Raw genomic sequence first — 21,489 nt, 5'->3', positions numbered from 1 at the left:
GTATTCGATTGTCAATAACATCAAGGTGCTATGTTGTATATAGGTGTGGTGAATGCAGTGATTTAACAAAAACGCGACCTTACGAACTGAGTTTCGTAGCTCATTTAGGAGGTGGGTAAGTAGGAGCTGATATGTGTCTTTAGTAACTTTTATTGTTTTTTGGGCAACCCAAGGAGACGAATCCTACTTTGGGGGCCTGTTTTATGTTGGACATCGCTCAATCACTCTTAGGTGGCTCTCTTATAAGGGCGCGGATTTTACCGGAATGGCTAACCAAAAACTATACAGCCGGTGAAACGGAGCGGAACAATCTTTGTGGTGGTCGGCGTGCTGGCGGTCGAGTGAGAGGATCCGGCCACTCATCGGGGGCGGGAATATGAAGGGGCCGCTTTTGCCTGCCGGGCGCGCGGGACGGCGGGCAAGGGCCTCAGGGCTGATGGCGGCGACAGGTGCAGGGGCTGGCATGGCCACGGGGGCACTGCGATCCGATGGAGTGATCCATGGCGACGCCAGACTGGCATCAGTCAACCTGGGAGAGCAGGGCTGGGGATATCCACCGGCAGAAAGCGGGGCCATAGGCCCCGCTTGTTCAGGAATGGCACGCCTCAGAAAGGGAGTAACCACTGAGTGAGGCATCCCATCAGCATGGCCATGCTCAGGATCACGGTCAGAAATGCCAGGATCATGGGGGTTCGGAACATCGACTTGAGCAGGATCACCTCGGTCAGGCTGGCGCCAGCACTGCCAATGATGAGGGACATGACGGCGCCGATGGCCATGCCTTTGTCCAGTAATACCGACGCAAGAGGGATCACCGCCTCGGCCCGGATATAGAGTGGAATGCCCACGACCGCACTGAACGGAATGGCCAGGGGATTGTCGGCCCCGGCATGGGCGGCTATCCACCCGGCAGGGATGAAGCCGTAGATAAATGACCCTATCAGCACCCCCAGCAGCAAGTAGGGCAGAACCTCTTTGAATTGCTGCCAGGCATCGGAGCGCGCCTTGGCGAATGCCGTGGGGATCACCGGCGCCTGAGTCAGGGCCGCAGTGCCGTCGGCGCAGCAGGAGATGCTCGCGGCTGCCTCTGGTCGCGGGGCGCAGCAGTATGGTGCCGCGTTGACCGGTTTGAGTGACTTGATGGGGCTGCTCGCACCGCAAGCGGCGGCCTTCATACCGGCTGACTCAGGGGTTGAGGCGCCGCCATTCGTGGCACAGCCCCCTTGCTTGGCATATTTGGGGTCTATGACATGGCGTTCGAACCCCAGGTTGTCCAGCAGCATGCTCGCGAGCACAGAGACACCGGCTGCGATGACGGCATACTGCAGCGTCACCTGCCAACCGAAGGTGGCCCACATCAGACCGACGATGATCGGATTGAGCAGCGGCGAGACAAACAAGAAGGTCAGGGTTGGCCCAAAACCGGCTTTGGCTGACAAGAGTCCGCGCAACATGGGGATGGTCGAGCAACTGCAGAAAGGGGTCAGCGCCCCCAGCGCCGCCGAAATCACATAGCCCCTGCCTCTTCGTGCCCCCAGCATGGCCTGGATCTTCTCGTCGGGGAGCCTCTGGCGTATCAGGCTGACACCAGCACTGATCACCAGGAACAGCACGGACAGCTCGACGGCCAGCAACAGAAACATCCAGGCGGACTGCGTCAGCATGGCAAACCAATCGTTCATCGCAATTTTCCTCTTCTCGTCATTAAAACTATATTTCTAAAATATTCGAAACATGGAGGTGATCAAGATATTTCTGGTATTGTCGAAATATCTGTCGAACCGGAGTGATGCGTGATGCAGTTGGAAGAGGTTGCCAAGGCGTTGAAGGAGCTGGGTCATCCCACCCGCCTGTTTATCTTCAAGCACCTGGTCAAGGCGGGTGAGCAGGGATTACCGGTGGGCGAGTTGCAAAAGCAGCTTGGGATCCCGGCCTCGACCCTGAGCCACCATGTCGCGGCGCTGGTGTCGGTGGGGTTGGTGGTGCAGATGCGGGAGAGCCGTACCCTCTACTGCGTCTCGCAATACGGGGTGCTGGAGGGGATCATCCAGTTCCTGCAGGAAGAGTGCTGCGTCAATGGTGCTCATCCGGCGACGCCGCACGCCTGATCGCGGACAGCGGCTCCTGCGGAGGAGTGATCTTGATCATTTCAATAGTTCTTGTATAGTTGAAGTCATGAGTGTTGCAAGGGGATGAACATGAACGGCATGAACAAAGAGACAGCCACCAGGGTCTTCGAATCGCTCTCTTCCGGCATTCGGCTGGATGTGTGGCGTCTGCTGGTGAAGGCGGGGCTGGAGGGGCGGGTGGCAGGGGAGCTGTCAAGCGAGCTCGACATCGCCCCCAACACCCTGTCGTTTCACCTCAAGGCCATGCTCAATGCCGGGCTGCTGTCGGTGGCGCAGGAGGGGCGCTTTTTGCGCTACCGCGCCAACATTCCCCTGATGCTGGGCCTGATCGGTTATCTCACAGAGGAGTGCTGCGCCGGCCATCCCGAGGCGTGCGGCATGATGCGCGCCGAGTCCGGCTGTTCCCCCGATGTTCTGCCTGCGCAGCCCTGCTGCAACAAGGAGTAATGCCATGTCAGCCATTCAGATTTTTGATCCCGCTCTCTGCTGCTCCAGCGGTGTCTGCGGTACCCAGGTCGAGCAGGCGCTGGTCACCTTCGCCGCCGATGTGGCCTGGGCCAAGGAGCAGGGGGTTGTCATCGAGCGCTTCAATCTGGCGCAGCAGCCGATGCAGTTTGCCGAGACGCCGGCCGTCAGCGTCTTTCTGACCCACGCAGGGGAGGAGGGGCTGCCGCTGGTGCTGGTGGAAGGGCAGGTAGTGCTGACCGGCCGCTATCCGATCCGCAGCGAGCTGGCCCGCTATGCGGGTCTGCCCGCGCCGCAAGCGGCCATCAAGGGGATCGTCAAGGGTGATTGCTGCTCCGGCAGCGGTTGCTGCTGATCCCCTGCGTCAACCCAGATTGCCCAGCCGGGCTCGCCACTCTGTCGACAGGAGTTCGTCATGTTTCAGTTTCTGACCGATCCGCCCCCCTTTCTCTTCTTCACCGGCAAGGGCGGGGTGGGCAAGACCTCGCTGGCCTGCGCCAGTGCCGTGGCACTGTGCGATGCCGGCAAGCGGGTGTTGCTGGTGAGCACGGATCCCGCCTCCAACGTGGGGCAGGTGTTTGCCACAACCATCGGCAATCACATCACCGCCATCGCGGCTGTGCCGGGGTTGTCGGCGCTGGAGATAGATCCCCCCGCGGCTGCCAGGGCTTATCGGGAGCGGATCGTCGGGCCTGTGCGCGGCAAGTTGCCCGAGATCGTGGTGCGCAGCATAGAGGAGCAACTCTCCGGCGCCTGCACCACCGAGATTGCCGCCTTTGACGAGTTCACCGCCCTGCTGACCGATCCGGCGCTGCTGGCCGAGTATGACCATATCGTGTTCGATACGGCGCCCACCGGCCACACCATACGCCTGCTGCAACTGCCGGGGGCCTGGAGCGAGTTTCTGGAGCAGGGCAAGGGGGATGCCTCCTGCCTTGGACCGCTGGCGGGGCTGGAGAAGCAGCGCAGCCAGTACGCCGAGGCGGTCGCCGCGCTGGCCGATGCTGCCCACACCCGGTTGGTGCTGGTGGCTCGCGCCCAAAGTTCCACCCTGCGCGAAGTGGCCCGCACCCACGAGGAGCTGGCCGCCATCGGGCTCATGAATCAGCAGCTTGTCATCAATGGCCTCTTCCCCGAGGGTGCCATCGCCGGTGACGCTCTGGCTCTGGCCCTCTGGCAGCGTGAGCAGCAGGCCCTCTCTACCATGCCGCTGGCCCTCAGGGCCCTGGCGCAGGATCAGATCCCGCTGCTTGCCACCAATCTGGTGGGCGTTGAGAGCCTGCGTCAGTTGCTGCAACCCTGTGCATCCAAAGGGAGTCAGGTATCCGTTGCCCAGCCCCACGACAGTGTGACCCAACCCGATCTGGGGACGCTGGTGGACCAGCTGGCCGCCGATGGCCACGGCCTCATCATGCTGATGGGCAAGGGCGGGGTGGGCAAGACCACCTTGGCGGCCGCCGTGGCGGTGGAGCTGGCCAGTCGCGGCCTGCCGGTGCATCTCACCACCTCGGATCCCGCCGCTCACCTGAGCGAGACGCTGGCAGGTAGCCTGCCTCATCTCGAGGTGAGCCGCATTGACCCCCACGCCGAGACCGAGCGTTACCGCGCCCAGGTGCTGGCGACCAAGGGGGCGGCGCTGGATGAGCAGGGGCGGGCGCTGCTGGAGGAGGATCTGCGCTCCCCCTGTACCGAGGAGATCGCCGTGTTTCAGGCTTTCTCGCGCATCATCCGCGAGGCGGGCAAGCGCTTCGTGGTGATGGATACCGCTCCCACAGGCCACACCCTGCTGCTGCTCGATGCCACCGGCGCCTACCACAGGGAGATTGCCCGCCAGATGGGAAACAAGGGGCTGCACTTCACCACCCCCATGATGCAACTGCAGGACCCCAAACAGACCAAGGTGCTGATCGTCACCCTGCCCGAGCCCACGCCGGTGCAGGAGGCGGCCAACCTGCAGGCCGATCTGCGCCGCGCCGGTATCGAGCCCTGGGGCTGGCTCATCAACCACAGTTTGCAGCAGGAGGCGGTCAGCTCGCCTTTGCTGCAACTGCGGGCCGAGCGCCAGTTGCCCCATATCGAGGCGGTCGAACAGTTGCACGCCAGCCGCCATGCCGTGGTGCCGCTGCTGGCCGAAGAGCCGGTGGGGCCGGACGCCCTGCGCCGCCTCTGTCAGCACCATTGAATCGCTGCCCCAGCCTGCTGCCGGGGCGGCTTGAATATGCCGTCAACTTGTTATAAACCCGTGTTTTTAACCTTTTTTGAACCTTGTTTTGAACAAATAGAAGATGCGGGATTGCGCCGCATCGGGAGCTTTTATGTCTGCAATCTGTGATGCCAAGGCAGCCCCTGCCATCGGCTTTTTTGAACGTTATCTCACCGCCTGGGTGCTGCTCTGTATTCTGGTGGGCATTGGTCTGGGGCAGGGATTGCCGGATCTGTTCAAGGCGATCGGCGCCATGGAGGTGGCCAGGGTCAACCTGCCGGTGGGGCTGCTCATCTGGGTGATGATCATCCCCATGCTGCTCAAGATCGACTTTGGGGCCCTGCATCAGGTGAAGGGCCATATGAAGGGGATAGGCGTCACCCTCTTCATCAACTGGCTGGTCAAGCCCTTCTCCATGGCCTTTCTCGGCTGGCTCTTCATCCGCGTGCTGTTTGCCGACTGGCTGCCGGCGGATCAACTGGACAGCTACGTGGCGGGCCTGATCCTGCTGGCGGCGGCGCCCTGCACCGCCATGGTGTTTGTCTGGAGTCGCCTCACCAACGGTGATCCCTACTTCACCCTGTCGCAGGTGGCGGTGAACGACCTCATCATGGTGTTTGCCTTCGCCCCGCTGGTGGCGCTGCTGCTCGGGGTCTCCAGCATAGTGGTGCCCTGGGATACCCTGCTCACCTCTGTGGTGCTCTATATCGTCATCCCTGTTGTCATCGCCCAGTTGCTGCGCAAGGCGCTGCTGAAAAAGGGGCTGGCCAGTTTCGATGGTGTCATGGCCCGCATTCAGCCCTGGTCGGTGGCGGCCCTGCTGCTCACCCTGGTGCTGCTGTTCGCCTTTCAGGGCAACGCCATCATGGAGCAGCCGCTGGTCATCGCCCTGCTGGCGGTGCCGATCCTGATCCAGGTGCTGTTCAACTCGGGGCTGGCCTACTGGCTCAACCGCAAGGTGGGGGAGAAGCACTCGGTGGCCGGCCCCTCTGCCCTGATAGGGGCATCGAATTTCTTCGAGCTGGCGGTGGCTGCCGCCATCAGCCTGTTCGGCTTTCACTCAGGCGCGGCGCTCGCCACTGTCGTCGGCGTGCTGATCGAGGTACCTGTCATGCTGCTGGTGGTGCGCGTCGTCAATGCCAGCAAGCCCTGGTATGAAGCAGGCATCCGCCGCTAACCCTTTTATTCACTTAAGCCATGAGAGACACGCAAAATGAGTACAATCACCATCTATCACAACCCGGAATGTGGTACCTCCCGCAACACCCTCGAGCTTATTCGCAACAGCGGCGTCGAGCCCACCGTCATCCATTATCTGGAGACCCCCCCCTCCCGCGACCAACTGGTGGCGCTGATCGCCGCCATGGGCATGCCGGTGCGCGCGCTGCTGCGTCAGAACGTGCCGCCTTATGAGGCGCTGGGGCTGGCGGAGGATAGCTTCAGCGACGACGCGCTGATCGACGCCATGCTGGCTCACCCTATCCTGATCAACCGCCCCATAGTGGTGACGCCTCTTGGCACCAAACTGTGCCGCCCGTCGGAACTGGTGCTGGATATCCTGCCCGACCCCCAGCTAGGGGCCTTCGCCAAGGAGGATGGCGAGCAGGTAGTGGATGCGAGCGGCAAGCGTCTGCGCTGATGGCGGACTACCCATGAGGAGCTGTATGAGCGCGAACTATCTGCTAAGGTGGCCCTCAGCCGATGAGAGATGATAAGGAACATATTATGAAGACCCGATCCTGGATAGTTGCCGCCACCCTGGTACTGGCGTCTACCCCCAGCCATGCCGACTGGGCGAAGTTGAAGGAAGCCGCCTCCGAGCTGGGCACGGCGGTGAGCGACACCAGCAAGGAGGCCTGGCAGGGCATTACCGATTTCTCCAAGGCGACCTGGGAGTCGGTCTCCAGTTGGGGGGCCGATGCCTATAACAAGACAGGTGCCTGGACGGCAGAGAGCGCCGCCACCGGCAAGGAATGGCTGTCGGCGGCGGACAAGAAGCTCGACACCATGCTCGAGCCCAAGACGCCGGCCGAGGCCCGCACCGCCCTCGACACCATGGCCGACACCGCGCTGGTGCGGCTGTTCAACGAGCAACCTTCTGCCAAGCTGCTGTTTGACAAGGCTTATGGCTATGCGGTGTTTGACTCGCGCAAGTTCTCCCTGATGGTGCACACCAATCAGGGCTCAGGGGTGGCGGTCAATCGTTCTGGCAACAAGCATACTTATATGAAGATGTTCGGCGCTGGCATGGCGAGTGGCTTCGGCGGCAAGTTCTATCAACAGGTGATGTTGTTCGAGACCAAGCAGACCTTTGACGACTTCGTGAACAAGGGCTGGGAGGCGACCTCGGAGGCGGGCGTCGTGGCAGGCAAGGAGAGCGCCTCGCTCGATGGCGGCTACAACGGCGGCATGGCCATCTACCAGATCGGCGAGAAGGGGCTGATGTATGGCGTCAGTATCACCGGCTCCAAATACTGGATCGACGAGGATCTGACCCAGTAAGCGTCAAGATCCGCTGTTATCCTGGCCCGCCTGATGCGGGCCATTTTTATGCCCAGGATCCGCTCATTTTGATGAGTTCCGCTCAGTCCCAGGCCCACCACAGAGCCAGGTTCGTCTAAATCCTGACCACTCGCCGACACGCCCCACAGGATCTGCATTCATTGGCACTCTAATTGCTTAGTGGCAGTCAGCGTCAATGATTTGTCTGGGGATGAAGATGGAAATAAGTGCAAGCAGCCTGATGCAAGAGATGCAGGCTCTCAAGGTCGAAGCCGGCGCCACGCCGCTGAGCCAACCCGGTCGTCAGGTCAATTCGGATTTTGGTCAGATGCTGCAACAGGCGCTCGACAACGTCAACGAGCTACAGGGCGGCGCCAATGATCTGCGCACCCGTTTCGACATGGGTGACAAGTCGGTGGACCTGTCCGAGGTGATGATCGCCGGGCAGAAATCCTCCATCGCCTTCGAGGCGACGGTACAGGTGCGTAACAAGATGGTCGATGCCTACAAGACCATCATGAACATGCCGGTATAAGGGTCAATAAACCGTGAACATGTCAGCAATAAGGACCTAACTCGTGGCAACTGATCAAAACGGCGACCTGCTGATCAACAGCGAGGGGGGCGCGGCCCTCGACGAGCACGAGCAGAAGAGCTCGGCGCTGGGCTTCTTGTCCAACACCGATGTGTTGCGGCAGATCACCCTGATCCTGGGGTTGACCATCTGTCTGGCCATCGCCGTCTTCATCCTGCTGTGGGGCAAGGAGCCGGAGATGCGTCCGCTCGGCACCTTCAACACCCAGGAGCTGGTCTCCACCCTCGACTATCTGGATCAGCAGAAGATCCCCTATCAGGTCGAGGGCAAGAGCGTGCTGGTCAGCGCCGAGAACTATGGTGACATCCGCCTGCGTCTGACCCGGGCCGGACTGGCTGGCAACAGCGACGTCAGCAACGATGGCGAGTCCATCCTGCTCAAGGACTCCAGCTTCGGCGTCAGCCAGCGCATGGAGGGGGAGCGCCTCAAGCTCAGCCGCGAGCGCCAGCTGGCGAGCGCCATCGAGCAGTTCCAGAATGTGGCCAAGGCCCAGGTGCTGCTGGCCATTCCCAAGGACAACGTGTTCGCCCGCAACGAACGCAAACCCAGCGCCACCGTGGTGCTGAGCCTCAAGGGCAGCGCCCTCGGCCAGGGGGAGGTGGACTCCATCGTCGACATGGTCGCCTCCGCCGTCCACGGCCTCGAACCGACCCGCGTCACCGTGACCGATCAGAACGGTCGCCTGCTCAACTCCGGCTCCCAGGATCCGCTCTCCGCCCAGACTCGCAAGGAGTTTGCGATGCAGCAGAAGCAGGAGCTGGAGTACAAACAAAAAATTGACGCCATCCTGATCCCGGTGCTGGGGGCTGACAACTACACGGCGGAGGTGGATCTCTCCCTCGACTTTTCCCAGCAGGAGCAGACCCGCAAGACCTACAACCCCGACCTGCCCGCCGTGCGCTCCGAGATGACGGTGGAAGACAACAGCGGCACGGGCAGCAATGGCGGCGTGCCCGGCGCGCTCTCCAACCAGCCTCCGGCCGCTTCCAGCATTCCCCAGCAGGCGACGGGCGCCGATGCGGAGTCAGCCTCCAGTGGTCGCTCCCGCAAGGAGGCGACCCGTAACTTCGAACTGGATACCACCGTCAGCCATATCCGGCGCCAGCAGGGCGGCATTCGCCGCATGACGGTGTCGGTGGCGGTGGATTACAAGGCCACCCCGGGCGCCGATGGCGCCGTCACCCGGGAGGCCCGCAGCCAGGCCGAACTCGATACCCTGCGTCGCCTGCTCAGTGGCGGCCTCGGTTATGATGTGACCCGGGGGGATACCCTGGAGGTGGTCGCCATTCCGTTCAACCGCCCCGAACTCGAGGCCATGGCCGATACCCCCGTCTACGAGCAGCCCTGGTTCTGGCGTGCGGTGCGCATCGCCGCCTCGGTGCTGGTCATCATAGTGCTGATCGTGACCGTGGTACGGCCCATGCTCAAGCGCCTGCTCTACCCGGATGCACGCCCGGAAGGGGAGCTGGATCTGGACAACAGCATAGTGCTGGGTGGGGATGACGAGCTCAGCCTGCTGGCGGCGCAAGCGGAAGCCGAACCCGTGTTCGGGGTGCGTGACGGCCATCTGAAGCTGCCGGATCTGCACCGTGACGAAGACTTGCTCAAGGCGGTGCGTGCGCTGGTGGCGAATGAACCGGATCTGGCCGCTCAGGTCATTAAAGAATGGGTAACGAACCGAGATGCCTGAAGAGAAGAAAAACCAAATCACCGGTAACGAGATTACCGATGTGCAGCGCCAGATCCTGGATCAGATGCCCGGGATGGAGATGGCCGCCCTGTTGATGCTGAGCCTCAACGAAGAGGATGCGGCCCAGATCTTCCGCCACCTCGAGCCCAAGCAGGTGCAGCGGCTCGGCATGTCCATGGCCTCCATGTCGGACTTCAGCCACGATCGGGTGGCGGCGGTGCACCGGCAATTTATCGAAGACATCCAGAAATACACCAACATCGGCATCGGCAGTGAAGACTTCGTGCGCAAGGCCCTGGTGGCGGCGCTCGGCGAGGACAAGGCCAGCAACCTGGTGGATCAGATCATCCTGGGGTCAGGTGCCCGTGGCCTCGACTCCCTCAAGTGGATGGATGCGCGCCAGGTGGCCAGCATCATCCAGAACGAACACCCGCAGATCCAGACGATCGTGCTCTCCTATCTGGAGCCGGAGCAGTCCGCCGAGATCCTGAGCCAGTTCCCGGAGCAGGTGCGCCTGGATCTGGTGATGCGTATCGCCAACCTCGAAGAGGTGCAACCGGCGGCGCTGCAGGAGTTGAACGACATCATGGAGAAACAGTTCGCCGGTGCGGCCGGGGCTCAGGCCGCCAAGATGGGCGGTCTCAAGGCCGCCGCCAACATTATGAACTACCTCGACACCAACATCGAAGGCCAGCTGATGGACTCCATCCGCGACTCCGACGAGGAGATGAGCCAGCAGATCCAGGATCTGATGTTCGTGTTCGAGAACCTGATCGACGTGGACGATCGGGGCATCCAGACCCTGCTGCGGGAAGTGCCGGGGGATCTGCTGCAACGGGCGCTCAAGGGCTCCGACGATCAGATGCGGGAAAAAGTGTTCAAGAACATGTCCAAACGGGCCGCCGAGATGCTGGCGGACGATCTGGAGGCCATGGGGCCGATCCGGGTCTCCGAAGTGGAGGCGGCCCAGAAGGAGATCCTCTCCACCGCCCGTCGTCTGGCGGATGCGGGCGAGATCATGCTGGGCTCCGGTGGCGGCGAGGAATTCCTCTAAGCCATGCAGCCTAAACCGTGTGATGATGTCGCCCTGTCATCTGGTCGTCGCGAGGAGCGTCTCTAAAGCATGAATAACAACAATAACAAGCTGCGCGGCTATGTCAGGCCCGAGGCGGACGCCGATCAGGTCGAGGCCTGGGGCTGGCCCGAGATGGAGGTCGAGTCCGAGATCCAGGTCAATGCCCTGGGGCTTGGCCCGGACTGGTACCGGCAGGAGCAGGAAGCCGAGGCTCCCATCGAAGAGCCCGAGGAGGAGCCGGCTCCCAGCATCACAGCCGAAGAGCTGGAAGCCATTCGCCAGGCCGCCTGGGAAGAGGGCATGCGCGATGGGCGGGAGGCCGGTTTTGCCAAGGGGCTGGAGGAGGGCAAGCTGGAAGGCTTGCAACAGGGTCATCAGGCGGGTTTGGAGCAGGGCAGGGAAGAGGGGCTCGCCCTCGGCCAGGAGCAGGTGGAGCAGCAGATTGCCCACTGGCAGGGACTGGCGGATCGTCTCGCCAACCCGCTCAGCGAGCAAGACAGTGCGGTGGAGCAACAGCTTATCGCCCTGGTGCAACAGCTGGCCCGCGCCCTCATCCGCCATGAAGCGCAGACGTCCCCCAAGCTGCTGCTCGAGGCGCTCAAGCAGGGGCTTTCCCTGTTGCCCGCCGCCGAGCATGGCGTGACCCTGATGCTGCACCCGGACGATGTCACCCGGGTCGAGCAGGCCTTCGGCGCCGAGGAGTGTGCCAAGCGTCACTGGCGGCTGCGTAGCGATCCCACCCTCTCCCCCGGCGATCTGCAACTGGCCACTGAACTCTCCAGCATCGATCTGACCCTCTCGGGACGCATCGATCAGCTGCTGCGCAACTTCCTGCGCGACAATGCCGAGTAACCCTGTGGGGCTCTTTATCGGGACGTCGCGCCGCTGCGCGGCATCTCCCAGCGTGACAATGCCGAGTAACGGCATGTTCCGTGCTCTCTACGAGGCATCGCGCTGCTGTGCGGCATCTCCCAGCGTGACAATGTCGAGTAACCCTGTGCCCCGGCTCTTTATCGGGACGTCGCGCCCCTGCGTGGTATCTCCCTGCGTGACAATGCCGGACAACGGTATGCTCCGCCATCTTTCCCCTTTCTCTCTGGAGGCGCGATGACAGCGTCCTTGCTCAATCGGCTGCAAGGCTATCGGGTGCGCGATGTCGCCCCCATTCCACCGGTGGCAGGCAAGCTGACTAGGGTGGTGGGGCTGACGCTGGAGGCCATCGGCTGCCGCGCCGCCATCGGCGCCCTGTGCCGCATCGATACCCAGGATGGTTCCCTGGAGGCCGAGGTGGTGGGCTTCTCCGGCGATCGCCTGTTCCTGATGCCGAGCGAACAGCTCAAGGGGGTCATCCCCGGCGCCCGGGTGGTGCCCATCACCGAGGATCACGGCATCCCGGTGGGCATGAACCTGCTCGGCCGGGTCATCGACGGCATAGGCCAGCCCCTGGACGGACTCGGCCCCATCATCTCCTCCCAGACGGTGCAGTTCGCCCAGCAACGGATCAATCCGCTCGCCCGCCGTGCCATCCATCAGCCGATGGATGTAGGGGTGCGCGCCATCAACGCCGTGCTCACCGTGGGCCAGGGCCAGCGCATGGGGCTGTTTGCCGGCTCCGGCGTCGGCAAGTCGGTGCTGCTCGGCATGATGACCCGTGGCGCCGCGGCGGACGTGGTGGTGGTCGGCCTCATCGGCGAACGGGGCCGGGAGGTGAAGGAGTTTATCGAGGAGATCCTCGGGGCCGAGGGGCGCGAGCGCGCCGTGGTGGTGGCGGCCCCCGCCGATGCCTCGCCGCTGATGCGGCTCAAGGGTTGCGAGACGGCGCTCGCCATCGCGGAATACTTCCGCGAGCAGGGCCTCAACGTGTTGCTGCTGATGGACTCCCTCACCCGCTACGCCCAGGCCCAGCGCGAGATCGCCCTGGCGGTGGGGGAACCGCCAGCCACCAAGGGCTACCCGCCCTCGGTGTTTGCCAAATTACCGGCGCTGGTGGAGCGGGCCGGCAACGGCAGCGACGGCCAGGGCTCCATCACCGCCTTCTTCACCGTGCTGACGGAGGGGGACGATCTGCAAGATCCCATCGCCGATGCGGCGCGGGCCATCCTCGATGGCCACATAGTGCTGGCGCGGGAGCTGGCGGATGCGGGCCACTATCCGGCCATCGACATCGAGAAGTCCATCAGCCGGGTCATGCCCATGGTCACCTCGCCGGAACACATGGAGCTGGCGCGTACCTTCAAGCAGTTCTACTCCCTCTATCAGCAGAACCGGGATCTCATCACCATAGGCGCCTACAGCCAGGGCTCGGATCCCCGCATCGACAGGGCCATCATCCAGAAACCCTATCTGGATCAGTTCTTGCAGCAGAAAATGCGCGAGGTGATTCCCTACGACGAAGGCCTGCAATCCCTGCACATGGTGGCCATGCCACTGATGCGCTGATGAGATGAACCGGATGGGAGTGTTGGAATGAGTAAAGGCTTGGAGTTGTTGGCCACCAGGTTGGTCGAGGCGGAGCAGCAGGCGGCCATGGCGCTGGCCAAGGCCCAGCAGGATCTGAAGCTGTTCATGGATCAGCAAGAGGCGCTGAACCAGTATCGCCAGATCTACCACCAGCAATGGACAGACCGGGGCCTGCAGGGGATCACGCCCCAGCAGAACAGCCAGTATCACGCCTTCATCAGCAAGCTTGAGAATGCGGCGACCCAGCAGTACCAAGGGGTGCTGCAGGTGCGCGAGGCGCTGGCATTGTGTCGCACCCAATGGCTGGAGGCCCAGCAGCGACGCAAGGCGGTCGAGCTGCTGCTCGAGAAACAGGCGGGACGGGTGCGCCAGAAGGCCCAGCGTCAGGAGCAGAAGATGCTGGACGATTACGCCATCATGCGGCGCTATCACCATTCTGGCCTGTAACTTGCTTCCGTTTTCTTTATCGTGATAAATACGCGGTGACGGGGCGACGTCGATGTCGCCGGCCACCGGATTGTCGTCAGGGATCCCCGCATGATACAGACCCAGTTGCTCAAGGCCGCCATCCAGGCCACCCCTGCCGACAGCGGCACGCCGTCGGCCATGCTCCAGGGCAATGAGGCCGAACTGCCACTGCAGGGGGATGGCAAGGCCGCGTTTGCCGATGCCATGGCCAGGGCCCAGCTTGTCGGCAAGGGGGCGCCAGCCGCCCAAACTGGCGAACAGCCCCCGATAGCGATAGCGCTGGATGCCAAATCTTTGGCGACCGACGGGACTCCCGTCGCGACGCAGCCAACGTCTGACAAGAGCGACGAGACCGAGCTGCCCCCCGATGATTTTCTGCAGCAGTTGCAGGCCTCCCTCAGACAGGATGTGAGCCTGGTGGTCCCTCCTGCGCCCCTGGTGACCCAGACGGCGGTGCCGACGGCGCCGGTCATCGACGGCAACGACTTGCCGTCCGAGTCGCAGCCGGTGTCACTGGCTGACGTCGGCAAGCCCACGGTTACGACCGGCGCCGCCACGCCGCAGGCGCTCTTGCAACCGGCGGCCGAAGGGCGAGGCACGGGCGAGACCCTTGCTCAAGGTGCAGCAGCTCCAGACGCCGAGGCAGGCAAGAGCGACAAGGGGAGTGCGCCGGCTGCCGGACTTGGCAAGGGGGCTCAGGCTCTTGCCCTGCCTGTCGACGCTCTGGCCGCAGATCGGGCTGCCCAGTCAAAAGAGCAGGCCACCAGCCAGGCAGAGAGGCTCGAGGCTGCCGCGCCGAAAGCCGTCCCACAGCCGCTGTCCGGTCAGGATCGGGCCGCCTTGCTGGCCAAGGTGATCCCCGCGGACGCCGAGCCGGTGGTAGACGCGAGCGTGCTACCCAGGGCGGGCAAGCCGGTGCAGCCTATTTCGGCTGAGCACGCCGCCCATGGCGCTCAGGCAACTTCAGGGGCGCACGGCGCCCAGGCGAGTGTGGCCAAGGCCTTTGGCGAGGGGCTGGTCAGGGTGGATACCAGGACAGACACCAGCGCCAATGCCACCCCGGATGGCACCAAGTCCGGCGATGAGAGCAGCCAGACCAGAGCTGCCGCCGAGCAGGAGGCCAAGCCGGGGCAGACGCCGGCAGCCAAGTCCGAGACCACTGCCGCCGCCCAGGGCGCCGCTGGGAGCGGGGCGCCTACACCCGCCGGCGCGGATCCCGAGCCGGTACTGACGGCGCCACCGCAGATCCTGGCGAGCCACGAATCCCAGGGGCCGCAAGCCTCGCTGACGGCCCTGTCGGCCGGTATTCAGCAGATGGAGGCCGAGCCCGCGGTCGCGGTCAGGGCGGCCGTCGAGCTCAAGCAGACCGACATGAAGCTAAAACTGGATGAGTCCGGTCAGCCTGCGCTGGAGACCAAGTCGGTCGAGCAGAGCGAATCGACTCCGGCCCCGCAGCATGCACAGACCCAGCCCGGCGAGAGCAGACCTGCGGCCGAAATAGCGGCCAGGCGGGAGGCTCAGAGTCTGCCGCACCTCAAGCTGGCGACCCCGGAAGCACCTGAGCAGTTGCACCAGAAGGTGAACCTGATGCTGACGGACAAGTTGCAGCAGGCGGAGCTCCAGCTCGATCCTCTGGGGCTTGGCAAGATGAAGATCCAGATACAGATGGGGGCTGACAACCAGGCCAGCGTCCACTTCGTGGTGCAGCATGGCCAGACCCGGGAGATGCTGGAGCAGGCCATGCCACGTCTGCGGGACATGCTGGCGGGGCAGGGGATCCAGCTCGGTCAGACCCAGGTCCAGCAACAGTCACAGCAGCAGGCGCAGCAGGGACAACAACAGCAATCCCAGGGCCAGTCGGCCTTCAACGGTCAGGGTCAGCAGAGTCAGCAAGAGGGCGGATCTTTCGGCGGCAGCGGCCAGGGGAAGGGAGATAATACGGCCCGTGCCATGAGTCTGCTGGTGGAATCGACAAACGACAGCGGAATTGATTTCTATGCTTGATGCCTGCCTGAGTAAGTTTATGATATCGAACCAGTTTAGGACCAGGGTGGACAAGGGATGGCAGACGATAACGAACTGACGCTGAAGGACCCGGCGGCAGCCAAGAAAAAGAAGCTGATCATGATAGTCGCCCTCGCCGTCATCGTGCTGGGGGGCGGCGGCGCCGGTGCCTGGTTCATGCTGGCGGGCGGGGACAAAGCCGCGGTCGCCGCGACCGAGGAGGCCAAGCCACAGGCCAGCACGCCACAGCCATCGCTCTATGTCGCCATGCTGCGCCCCTTCGTGTTCAATGTGGCGGGTGGGCAGCGAGATCGGCTGGTGCAGATCAAGATCCAGCTGATGGTGCGCGGCGCCGCCGACGAGGCGCTGGCCAAGCAGAATGCTCCCCTGATCGAAGGCACCCTGCTGCGGGTCTTCAGCGCGGCCACCGCCGAGCAGCTGATGACCTTCGAGGGCAAGGAGAAGCTGCGTCAGGATTCACTGGAAGAGTGTCGCCGGGTGCTCAATGACCTGGTCTCTTCCCCCGTAATAGAACAAGTGCTGTTTACCGGCTTTGTCATGCAATGAAAGGTGAAGCGTGAGCGATCTGTTAAGTCAGGACGAAATTGATGCCCTGTTGCACGGTGTCGATGATGTCGAAGAGGAAGAGCTAGGGGCGGCCGGGGATCCCGGCATCGCCCAGTTCGATTTCTCTTCCCAGGACCGTATCGTCCGTGGCCGCATGCCGACCCTGGAGCTGGTGAACGAGCGATTCGCCCGCCACATGCGCATCAGCCTGTTCAACATGATGCGGCGCACCGCCGAGGTCTCCATCAACGGCGTGCAGATGCTGAAATTCGGTGAATACGTGCACACCCTGTTCGTGCCGACCAGCCTGAACATGGTGCGTTTCCGTCCCCTCAAGGGCACGGCGCTGATCACCATGGAGGCCCGCCTGGTGTTCATCCTGGTGGAGAACTTCTTCGGTGGTGACGGCCGCTACCACGCCAAGATCGAGGGACGCGAGTTCACCCCCACCGAGCGGCGCATCATCCAGATGCTGCTCAAGCTGGTGTTCGAGGACTACAAGGATGCCTGGGCGCCGGTGATGGACGTGGGCTTCGAGTATCTCGACTCCGAGGTCAACCCGGCCATGGCGAACATCGTCAGCCCCACCGAAGTCATAGTGGTGAGCTCCTTCCACATCGAGCTCGATGGCGGCGGCGGCGACTTCCACGTGGCCATGCCTTACTCCATGCTGGAACCCATCCGCGAGTTGCTCGATGCCGGGGTGCAGAGCGACAAGGGCGACACCGACGTGCGCTGGAGCAAGGCGCTGCGCGACGAGATCATGGACGTCAAGGTGGAGCTCAAGGCCAAGCTGCTGGAGACCGAGTTGACCCTGCGCGATCTGATGGAGCTCAAACCCGGCGACATCATCCCGGTGGAGATGCCGGAGAACCTGCTGGTCTACGTGGAGGACTTGCCGACCTTCCACGCCAAGATGGGGCGCACCAAGGAGAACGTGGCGCTCAAGATAGTCGACAAACTCAAACGCCCTGACGGGGTCAAGACAGAGATGCATCTGGTGACCCGTGGGGGCGTGCGCATCGATGGCGAGGCCGAGCTGGAAGAGCTCGAGCGCAGCATCGAAGACAAACACTCTTAACAGACCCGTCGTATCAGACGCGGGTCACGAAGCAGCATAAGGAAGCAAGATGAGCGGAACCGATGACGAGCAGGATTTGATGGCAGATGCCTGGGCGGCTGCGCTGGAAGAACAGGTGACGGCCGAGGCCAAGCCCGCCCCGCTGGAGGAGCTCAAAGACGATGCCCCCATCAGCGCCGAGGAGCGCCGCAAGCTGGACACCATCCTGGACATTCCGGTGACCATCGCCATGGAAGTGGGCCGCAGCCAGATCAGCATCCGCAACCTGCTGCAGCTCAACCAGGGCTCGGTGGTGGAGCTGGACCGGGTCGCCGGCGAGCCGCTGGACGTGCTGGTCAACGGCACCCTGATCGCCCACGGCGAGGTGGTGGTGGTGAACGACAAGTTCGGTATTCGCCTGACCGATGTGATCAGCCAGATAGAGCGGATCAAGAAACTCAAATGAACCTCGTCTTCCCGTTGCTGCTGTTGTCCTTCCCCGCGCTGGCCGAGGGGGGCGTCAATCCCCCCAGCATCACCTCCTGGCTGCTCTCCAGCCTGATGGTGATCGGCCTCATCCTGGTGCTGGGCTTTTTGCTCAAGAAGAGCAAGCTCACCCAGGTGATGGGGGGCGGCCAGATGAAGGTCATCGCCACCCTGCCGGTGGGTTACAAGGAGAAGCTGATGGTGGTCAAGGTGGGCGAACAGCAGTTGCTCATCGGGGTGACGCCCCAGCAGGTCAACTTTCTCTATCGCCTGGAGCAGCCGCTGGACGAGAGCCAGCCTCAGGCGTTCTCCCAGCAGCTCGGCAAATTGATGGGCAAGCATGAAAAAAGCTAACTGGATTGGGTGGCTGGGCCTGTTGTCCGTGTTGCTGTCGCCACTGGCCCTGGCCCAGGACGGCATGTCGGCGCTGACCGTCAAGACCATGGCGGATGGCAGTCAGGAATACAGCCTGACCCTGCAGGTGCTGGCGCTGATGACCGCGCTCTCCTTCCTGCCGGCCATGGTGATCATGATGACCTCCTTCACCCGGATCATCGTGGTGCTCGGCATACTGCGCCAGGCCATTGGCCTGCAGCAGAGCCCGTCCAACCAGGTGCTGATCGGCATCGCCCTCTTCATGTCCTTCTTCATCATGTCGCCGGTGCTGGATCGCATCAACGACGAGGCGCTGCAGCCCTATCTGGCGGAGACCATAGGCGCCAAGGAGGCGCTGGAGAAGGCCGAGCTGCCCATCCACCAGTTCATGCTGGCCCAGACCCGGGTCAAGGATCTCAACACCTTCATGGAGATAGCAAACGTGCAGGTGGACAAGCCGGCGGACGTGCCGCTGCGGGTGCTGATCCCGGCCTTCGTCACCAGCGAGCTCAAGACCGCGTTCCAGATAGGCTTCATGCTGTTCCTGCCGTTCCTGGTCATCGATCTGGTGGTCGCCAGCATACTGATGGCCATGGGGATGATGATGCTCTCCCCGATGCTGGTCTCGCTGCCGTTCAAGCTGATGCTGTTCGTCATGGTCGATGGCTGGAACCTGATCCTGGGATCCCTCGCCAACAGCTTTGGTCTGGGAGCAGGATGATGTTCTCCTCCGGTGCCGCCCTCACTGTCCTTCCAGCCGATGCTGGTTGTCATGGTGGACGGTTGGAGCCTGATCCTGGGATCGTTGGCCAACAGCTTCGGATTGGGCGCCGGCTAAGCCGGTCAATGGAAAGGAGCCGATAAGATGAGTCCGGAAACCTTTGTCGATGTGTTTCGCGAGGCACTCTGGCTGGTGACCATCATGGTGTGCGCCGTGATCCTGCCGAGCCTGATGGTGGGGCTCGTCGTCGCCATCTTCCAGGCCGCCACCTCCATCAACGAACAGACCCTGAGCTTCCTGCCCCGTCTCATTGTCACCCTGCTGGCGCTGGGGGCGGGCGCTCACTGGGGCCTGCAGAGCCTGATGGACTTCTTCCAGCTGATGGTGAGCCAGATCCCCGAGGTCGTCGGCTGATGCCCGTGTCGGCATTCGCGACCATCAGGCTGCCGATGACCACCAGTCCCATGGCTTCGGTAGCGGCGGCATGAGCTATACCACTGCGGTGATCATGGAGTGGCTGGCCTCCATCCTCTGGCCGCTGGCCCGGGTGAGCAGCCTGCTGATGGTGATGGCGGTGTTTGGCAGCCGGCTGGCCCCGGCCCATATCCGCATGGGGTTGGCGCTGGCCATCACCCTCATCATCGCCCCCCTGTTGCCCCCCATGCCCAAGATAGAGCTGTTCTCTGTCGGCAGTTTTCTGGTGCTGGGGCAGCAGTTGCTCATCGGCGTGGCGCTGGGCCTCATGACCCAGTTCCTGCTGGAGAGCTTCGTGATGGCGGGCCAGGTCATCGCCATGCAGACCAGCCTGGGGTTCGCCACCCTGGTGGATCCCATGAACGGCCAGTCCGCCCCCGTGGTGGGCCAGTTCTACCTGATGCTGGCGACCCTGGTGTTCCTGGCGGTGGACGGTCACCTGCTGATGATCAAGATGGTGGTGCTGAGCTTCGAGACCCTGCCGGTCTCCGACAGCGGGCTGACCCTGCCCGCCATTCGCAGCCTGATAAGCTTCCTCGGGGTCATGTACCAGGCCTCATTGGTGATGGCGCTGTCGGCCATCGTCGCGCTGCTGCTCATCAACTTCGCGTTCGGGGTCATGACCCGGGCCGCCCCCCAGCTCAACATCTTCAGCATCGGCTTCGCGGTCAGCATGATGTCCGGCCTGTTTATCCTCTGGCTCACCATAGGCGGCTTCATGGGCCACTTCGAATCCATCTGGGAGCGAGTGCAGGAGACCAGCTGCGAGCTTATCAACGTCCGGTGCTATGGGGGCCAGAATGGTTGACCTGGTGTTGGCGCAGTTCACGCAATGCCAGGTCTTTGGCCGGATGATCGCCTGCCTCTCGCCAGTCGGGGGTCAGCATGGCTGATACCGACCAGGAACGTACCGAACAACCCACGGGCAAACGACTGCAACAGGCCCGGGAAAAAGGGCAGATTGCACGCTCCAAGGAGCTGGGTACCGCCAGCGTCCTGCTGGCGACCGTGTTTGGTCTGCTGATGATCAAGGAGAGCCTGGCCGGTGCCATGGTCAAGGTGCTCACCGTCGGCTTTACCCTGGACCGGGATCAGGCCTTCGATCCCAACGCCATGGGCGCCATGGTGCCCGCCCTGCTGGCCCCGCTGCTACAGCCGCTCGGCCTGTTGTTCCTGCTGGTAGCCATCGCCGCCTTCGTCGGTAACACCCTGCTCGGCGGGATGAACTTCTCCTCCGAGGCCATGCTACCCAAGTGGAGCAAGCTGAGCCCCTTGAATGGTCTTAAGAGGATGTTCGGGGTGCAATCCCTGGTGGAACTCATCAAGTCCATTGCTAAAGTGATTTTTATTAGCACATTCGCCTGGTGGATGCTATCCAGCAAGTTCAATCATCTACTGAATCTCTCCCTCGAGGGGTTTCCCGGCGGCATCATAGACGCCCTGGATCTGCTGCTCTGGATGCTGATCATCCTCTGCTGCGCCCTGATCCCCATCGTCGCCATCGACGTGCCCTTCCAGACCTGGAACCACAATCGCCAGCTCAAGATGACCAAGCAGGAGATCAAGGACGAATTCAGGGACAGCGAGGGCAAGCCCGAGGTCAAGGGCAAGATCCGCCAGTTGCAGATGCAGATGGCGATGCGCCGCATGATGGGAGATGTGCCCAAGGCGGACGTCATCATCACCAACCCGAGCCACTACTCGGTGGCCCTGAAATACGATGCGAGCAAGCCCGGCGCGGCGCCCAAGGTGCTGGCCAAGGGGGTGGACGAGGTGGCGATGAAGATCCGGGAGATCGCCCGCGAGTACGAGATCCCCATCATGCCGTCCCCGCCGCTCACCCGCGCCATCTATCACGCCACCGAGATTGGCCAGGAGATCCCGGAGGGGCTGTTCGCCGCCGTGGCGCAGGTCCTGGCCTATGTGTATCAGCTCAAGAAGTTCCGCCGTGGTCGTGGCCGGCGCCCGACTCCGATCGCCAAAGACCTGCCCATTCCCCCCGAGTTCCGCACATAGCGGCGTTTGAATAACGCCATCAGCCGCAGGGCTGTCTGTCGCCGTGGTGTAAGCGCTGGCCTGTGCGTACCGGCTCAAGAAGTTCCGCCGTGGTCGTGGCCGGCGCCCGACTCCGATCGCCAAAGACCTGCCCATTCCCCCCGAGTTCCGCACATAGCGGCGTTTGAATAACGCCATCAGCCGCAGGGCTGTCTGTCGC

23 protein-coding genes and 1 pseudogene are annotated in these 21,489 nt (G+C 62.8%); 23 read left to right on the top strand and 1 reads right to left on the bottom strand.

All coding sequences use genetic code 11. The features are described from left to right. Window positions 1–605 precede the first annotated feature (605 nt). Window positions 606–1,682: a permease gene (locus MM194_RS05870; protein WP_241343009.1), complete on the bottom strand. Its 1,077-nt coding sequence runs from the start codon at window positions 1,680–1,682 to the stop codon at window positions 606–608. A 114-nt stretch (window positions 1,683–1,796) separates the two neighbouring features. Here MM194_RS05870 and MM194_RS05865 point away from each other — a divergent pair, with 114 nt between their 5' ends. From MM194_RS05865 to MM194_RS05755, 23 genes and pseudogenes are all read left to right on the top strand, one after another. Continuing rightward, entirely contained in the window at window positions 1,797–2,108 is a 312-nt protein-coding gene (locus MM194_RS05865) for a metalloregulator ArsR/SmtB family transcription factor (protein WP_033131092.1), read from the top strand. Window positions 2,109–2,207: 99 nt separating this feature from the next. After that, window positions 2,208–2,576: a helix-turn-helix domain-containing protein gene (locus MM194_RS05860; protein WP_033131108.1), complete on the top strand. Its 369-nt coding sequence runs from the start codon at window positions 2,208–2,210 to the stop codon at window positions 2,574–2,576. A 4-nt stretch (window positions 2,577–2,580) separates the two neighbouring features. Beyond that, window positions 2,581–2,949 (top strand): arsenite efflux transporter metallochaperone ArsD, encoded by a 369-nt coding sequence (arsD, locus tag MM194_RS05855; RefSeq protein ID WP_241343008.1) that lies wholly within the window; start codon window positions 2,581–2,583, stop codon window positions 2,947–2,949. Between the two features lie 60 nt (window positions 2,950–3,009). Continuing rightward, window positions 3,010–4,776: an arsenical pump-driving ATPase gene (arsA, locus tag MM194_RS05850; protein ID WP_241343007.1), complete on the top strand. Its 1,767-nt coding sequence runs from the start codon at window positions 3,010–3,012 to the stop codon at window positions 4,774–4,776. 133 nt (window positions 4,777–4,909) lie between these two features. Then, window positions 4,910–5,974 (top strand): ACR3 family arsenite efflux transporter, encoded by a 1,065-nt coding sequence (gene arsB / locus MM194_RS05845; protein WP_241343006.1) that lies wholly within the window; start codon window positions 4,910–4,912, stop codon window positions 5,972–5,974. Window positions 5,975–6,010: 36 nt separating this feature from the next. Beyond that, window positions 6,011–6,436 carry a glutaredoxin-dependent arsenate reductase gene (arsC, locus tag MM194_RS05840; RefSeq protein WP_241343005.1) on the top strand — a complete coding sequence of 142 codons (426 nt, stop codon included), beginning with the start codon at window positions 6,011–6,013 and terminating at the stop codon, window positions 6,434–6,436. Window positions 6,437–6,522: 86 nt separating this feature from the next. Next, window positions 6,523–7,299, top strand: coding sequence for a lipoprotein (locus MM194_RS05835; RefSeq protein WP_033131097.1), 777 nt, complete (start codon window positions 6,523–6,525; stop codon window positions 7,297–7,299). A 217-nt stretch (window positions 7,300–7,516) separates the two neighbouring features. Then, window positions 7,517–7,834, top strand: a complete 318-nt coding sequence (gene fliE / locus MM194_RS05830) for a flagellar hook-basal body complex protein FliE (protein WP_033130848.1) — start codon at window positions 7,517–7,519, stop codon at window positions 7,832–7,834. A gap of 43 nt (window positions 7,835–7,877) precedes the next feature. Further along, window positions 7,878–9,584 (top strand): flagellar basal-body MS-ring/collar protein FliF, encoded by a 1,707-nt coding sequence (gene fliF, locus MM194_RS05825; protein ID WP_033130810.1) that lies wholly within the window; start codon window positions 7,878–7,880, stop codon window positions 9,582–9,584. Then, window positions 9,577–10,638: a flagellar motor switch protein FliG gene (gene fliG / locus MM194_RS05820; RefSeq protein WP_033130811.1), complete on the top strand. Its 1,062-nt coding sequence runs from the start codon at window positions 9,577–9,579 to the stop codon at window positions 10,636–10,638. Before fliF ends, fliG begins: the two co-directional genes overlap by 8 nt. 69 nt (window positions 10,639–10,707) lie before the next feature. Then, window positions 10,708–11,511: a flagellar assembly protein FliH gene (fliH, locus tag MM194_RS05815; RefSeq protein ID WP_033130812.1), complete on the top strand. Its 804-nt coding sequence runs from the start codon at window positions 10,708–10,710 to the stop codon at window positions 11,509–11,511. Window positions 11,512–11,766: 255 nt separating this feature from the next. Beyond that, window positions 11,767–13,098: a flagellar protein export ATPase FliI gene (gene fliI, locus MM194_RS05810; protein ID WP_241343004.1), complete on the top strand. Its 1,332-nt coding sequence runs from the start codon at window positions 11,767–11,769 to the stop codon at window positions 13,096–13,098. A 27-nt stretch (window positions 13,099–13,125) separates the two neighbouring features. Next, a complete protein-coding gene (fliJ, locus tag MM194_RS05805) occupies window positions 13,126–13,566 on the top strand; it encodes a flagellar export protein FliJ (protein WP_033130814.1) in 441 nt (146 codons plus the stop codon). 90 nt (window positions 13,567–13,656) lie between these two features. Further along, window positions 13,657–15,591 carry a flagellar hook-length control protein FliK gene (locus MM194_RS05800; RefSeq protein WP_241343003.1) on the top strand — a complete coding sequence of 645 codons (1,935 nt, stop codon included), beginning with the start codon at window positions 13,657–13,659 and terminating at the stop codon, window positions 15,589–15,591. A gap of 57 nt (window positions 15,592–15,648) precedes the next feature. Further along, window positions 15,649–16,158 carry a flagellar basal body-associated protein FliL gene (gene fliL, locus MM194_RS05795; RefSeq protein WP_033130816.1) on the top strand — a complete coding sequence of 170 codons (510 nt, stop codon included), beginning with the start codon at window positions 15,649–15,651 and terminating at the stop codon, window positions 16,156–16,158. A gap of 10 nt (window positions 16,159–16,168) precedes the next feature. Continuing rightward, window positions 16,169–17,239 carry a flagellar motor switch protein FliM gene (gene fliM / locus MM194_RS05790; RefSeq protein ID WP_033130817.1) on the top strand — a complete coding sequence of 357 codons (1,071 nt, stop codon included), beginning with the start codon at window positions 16,169–16,171 and terminating at the stop codon, window positions 17,237–17,239. Between the two features lie 49 nt (window positions 17,240–17,288). Next, window positions 17,289–17,684, top strand: coding sequence for a flagellar motor switch protein FliN (gene fliN / locus MM194_RS05785; protein WP_025326247.1), 396 nt, complete (start codon window positions 17,289–17,291; stop codon window positions 17,682–17,684). Beyond that, window positions 17,681–18,058 (top strand): flagellar biosynthetic protein FliO, encoded by a 378-nt coding sequence (fliO, locus tag MM194_RS05780; protein WP_033130818.1) that lies wholly within the window; start codon window positions 17,681–17,683, stop codon window positions 18,056–18,058. Before fliN ends, fliO begins: the two co-directional genes overlap by 4 nt. Then, window positions 18,045–18,800: a flagellar type III secretion system pore protein FliP gene (fliP, locus tag MM194_RS05775; RefSeq protein WP_241343002.1), complete on the top strand. Its 756-nt coding sequence runs from the start codon at window positions 18,045–18,047 to the stop codon at window positions 18,798–18,800. Before fliO ends, fliP begins: the two co-directional genes overlap by 14 nt. A gap of 144 nt (window positions 18,801–18,944) precedes the next feature. Then, complete coding sequence (gene fliQ, locus MM194_RS05770; RefSeq protein ID WP_033130820.1) at window positions 18,945–19,214, top strand: flagellar biosynthesis protein FliQ; 270 nt, start codon at window positions 18,945–18,947, stop codon at window positions 19,212–19,214. 70 nt (window positions 19,215–19,284) lie between these two features. Next, window positions 19,285–20,082: a flagellar biosynthetic protein FliR gene (gene fliR / locus MM194_RS05765; protein ID WP_033130821.1), complete on the top strand. Its 798-nt coding sequence runs from the start codon at window positions 19,285–19,287 to the stop codon at window positions 20,080–20,082. A 77-nt stretch (window positions 20,083–20,159) separates the two neighbouring features. Beyond that, window positions 20,160–21,290, top strand: coding sequence for a flagellar biosynthesis protein FlhB (gene flhB / locus MM194_RS05760; RefSeq protein WP_241343001.1), 1,131 nt, complete (start codon window positions 20,160–20,162; stop codon window positions 21,288–21,290). Window positions 21,291–21,345: 55 nt separating this feature from the next. Continuing rightward, window positions 21,346–21,447: pseudogene (locus MM194_RS05755) on the top strand (flagellar biosynthesis protein FlhB); the annotation flags it as partial. Window positions 21,448–21,489 lie beyond the last annotated feature (42 nt).

The organism is Aeromonas sp. MR16 (genome assembly GCF_022549315.1).
GTDB lineage: Bacteria > Pseudomonadota > Gammaproteobacteria > Enterobacterales > Aeromonadaceae > Aeromonas > Aeromonas aquatica.
This window is presented reverse-complemented; position numbering and strand designations above follow the sequence as displayed.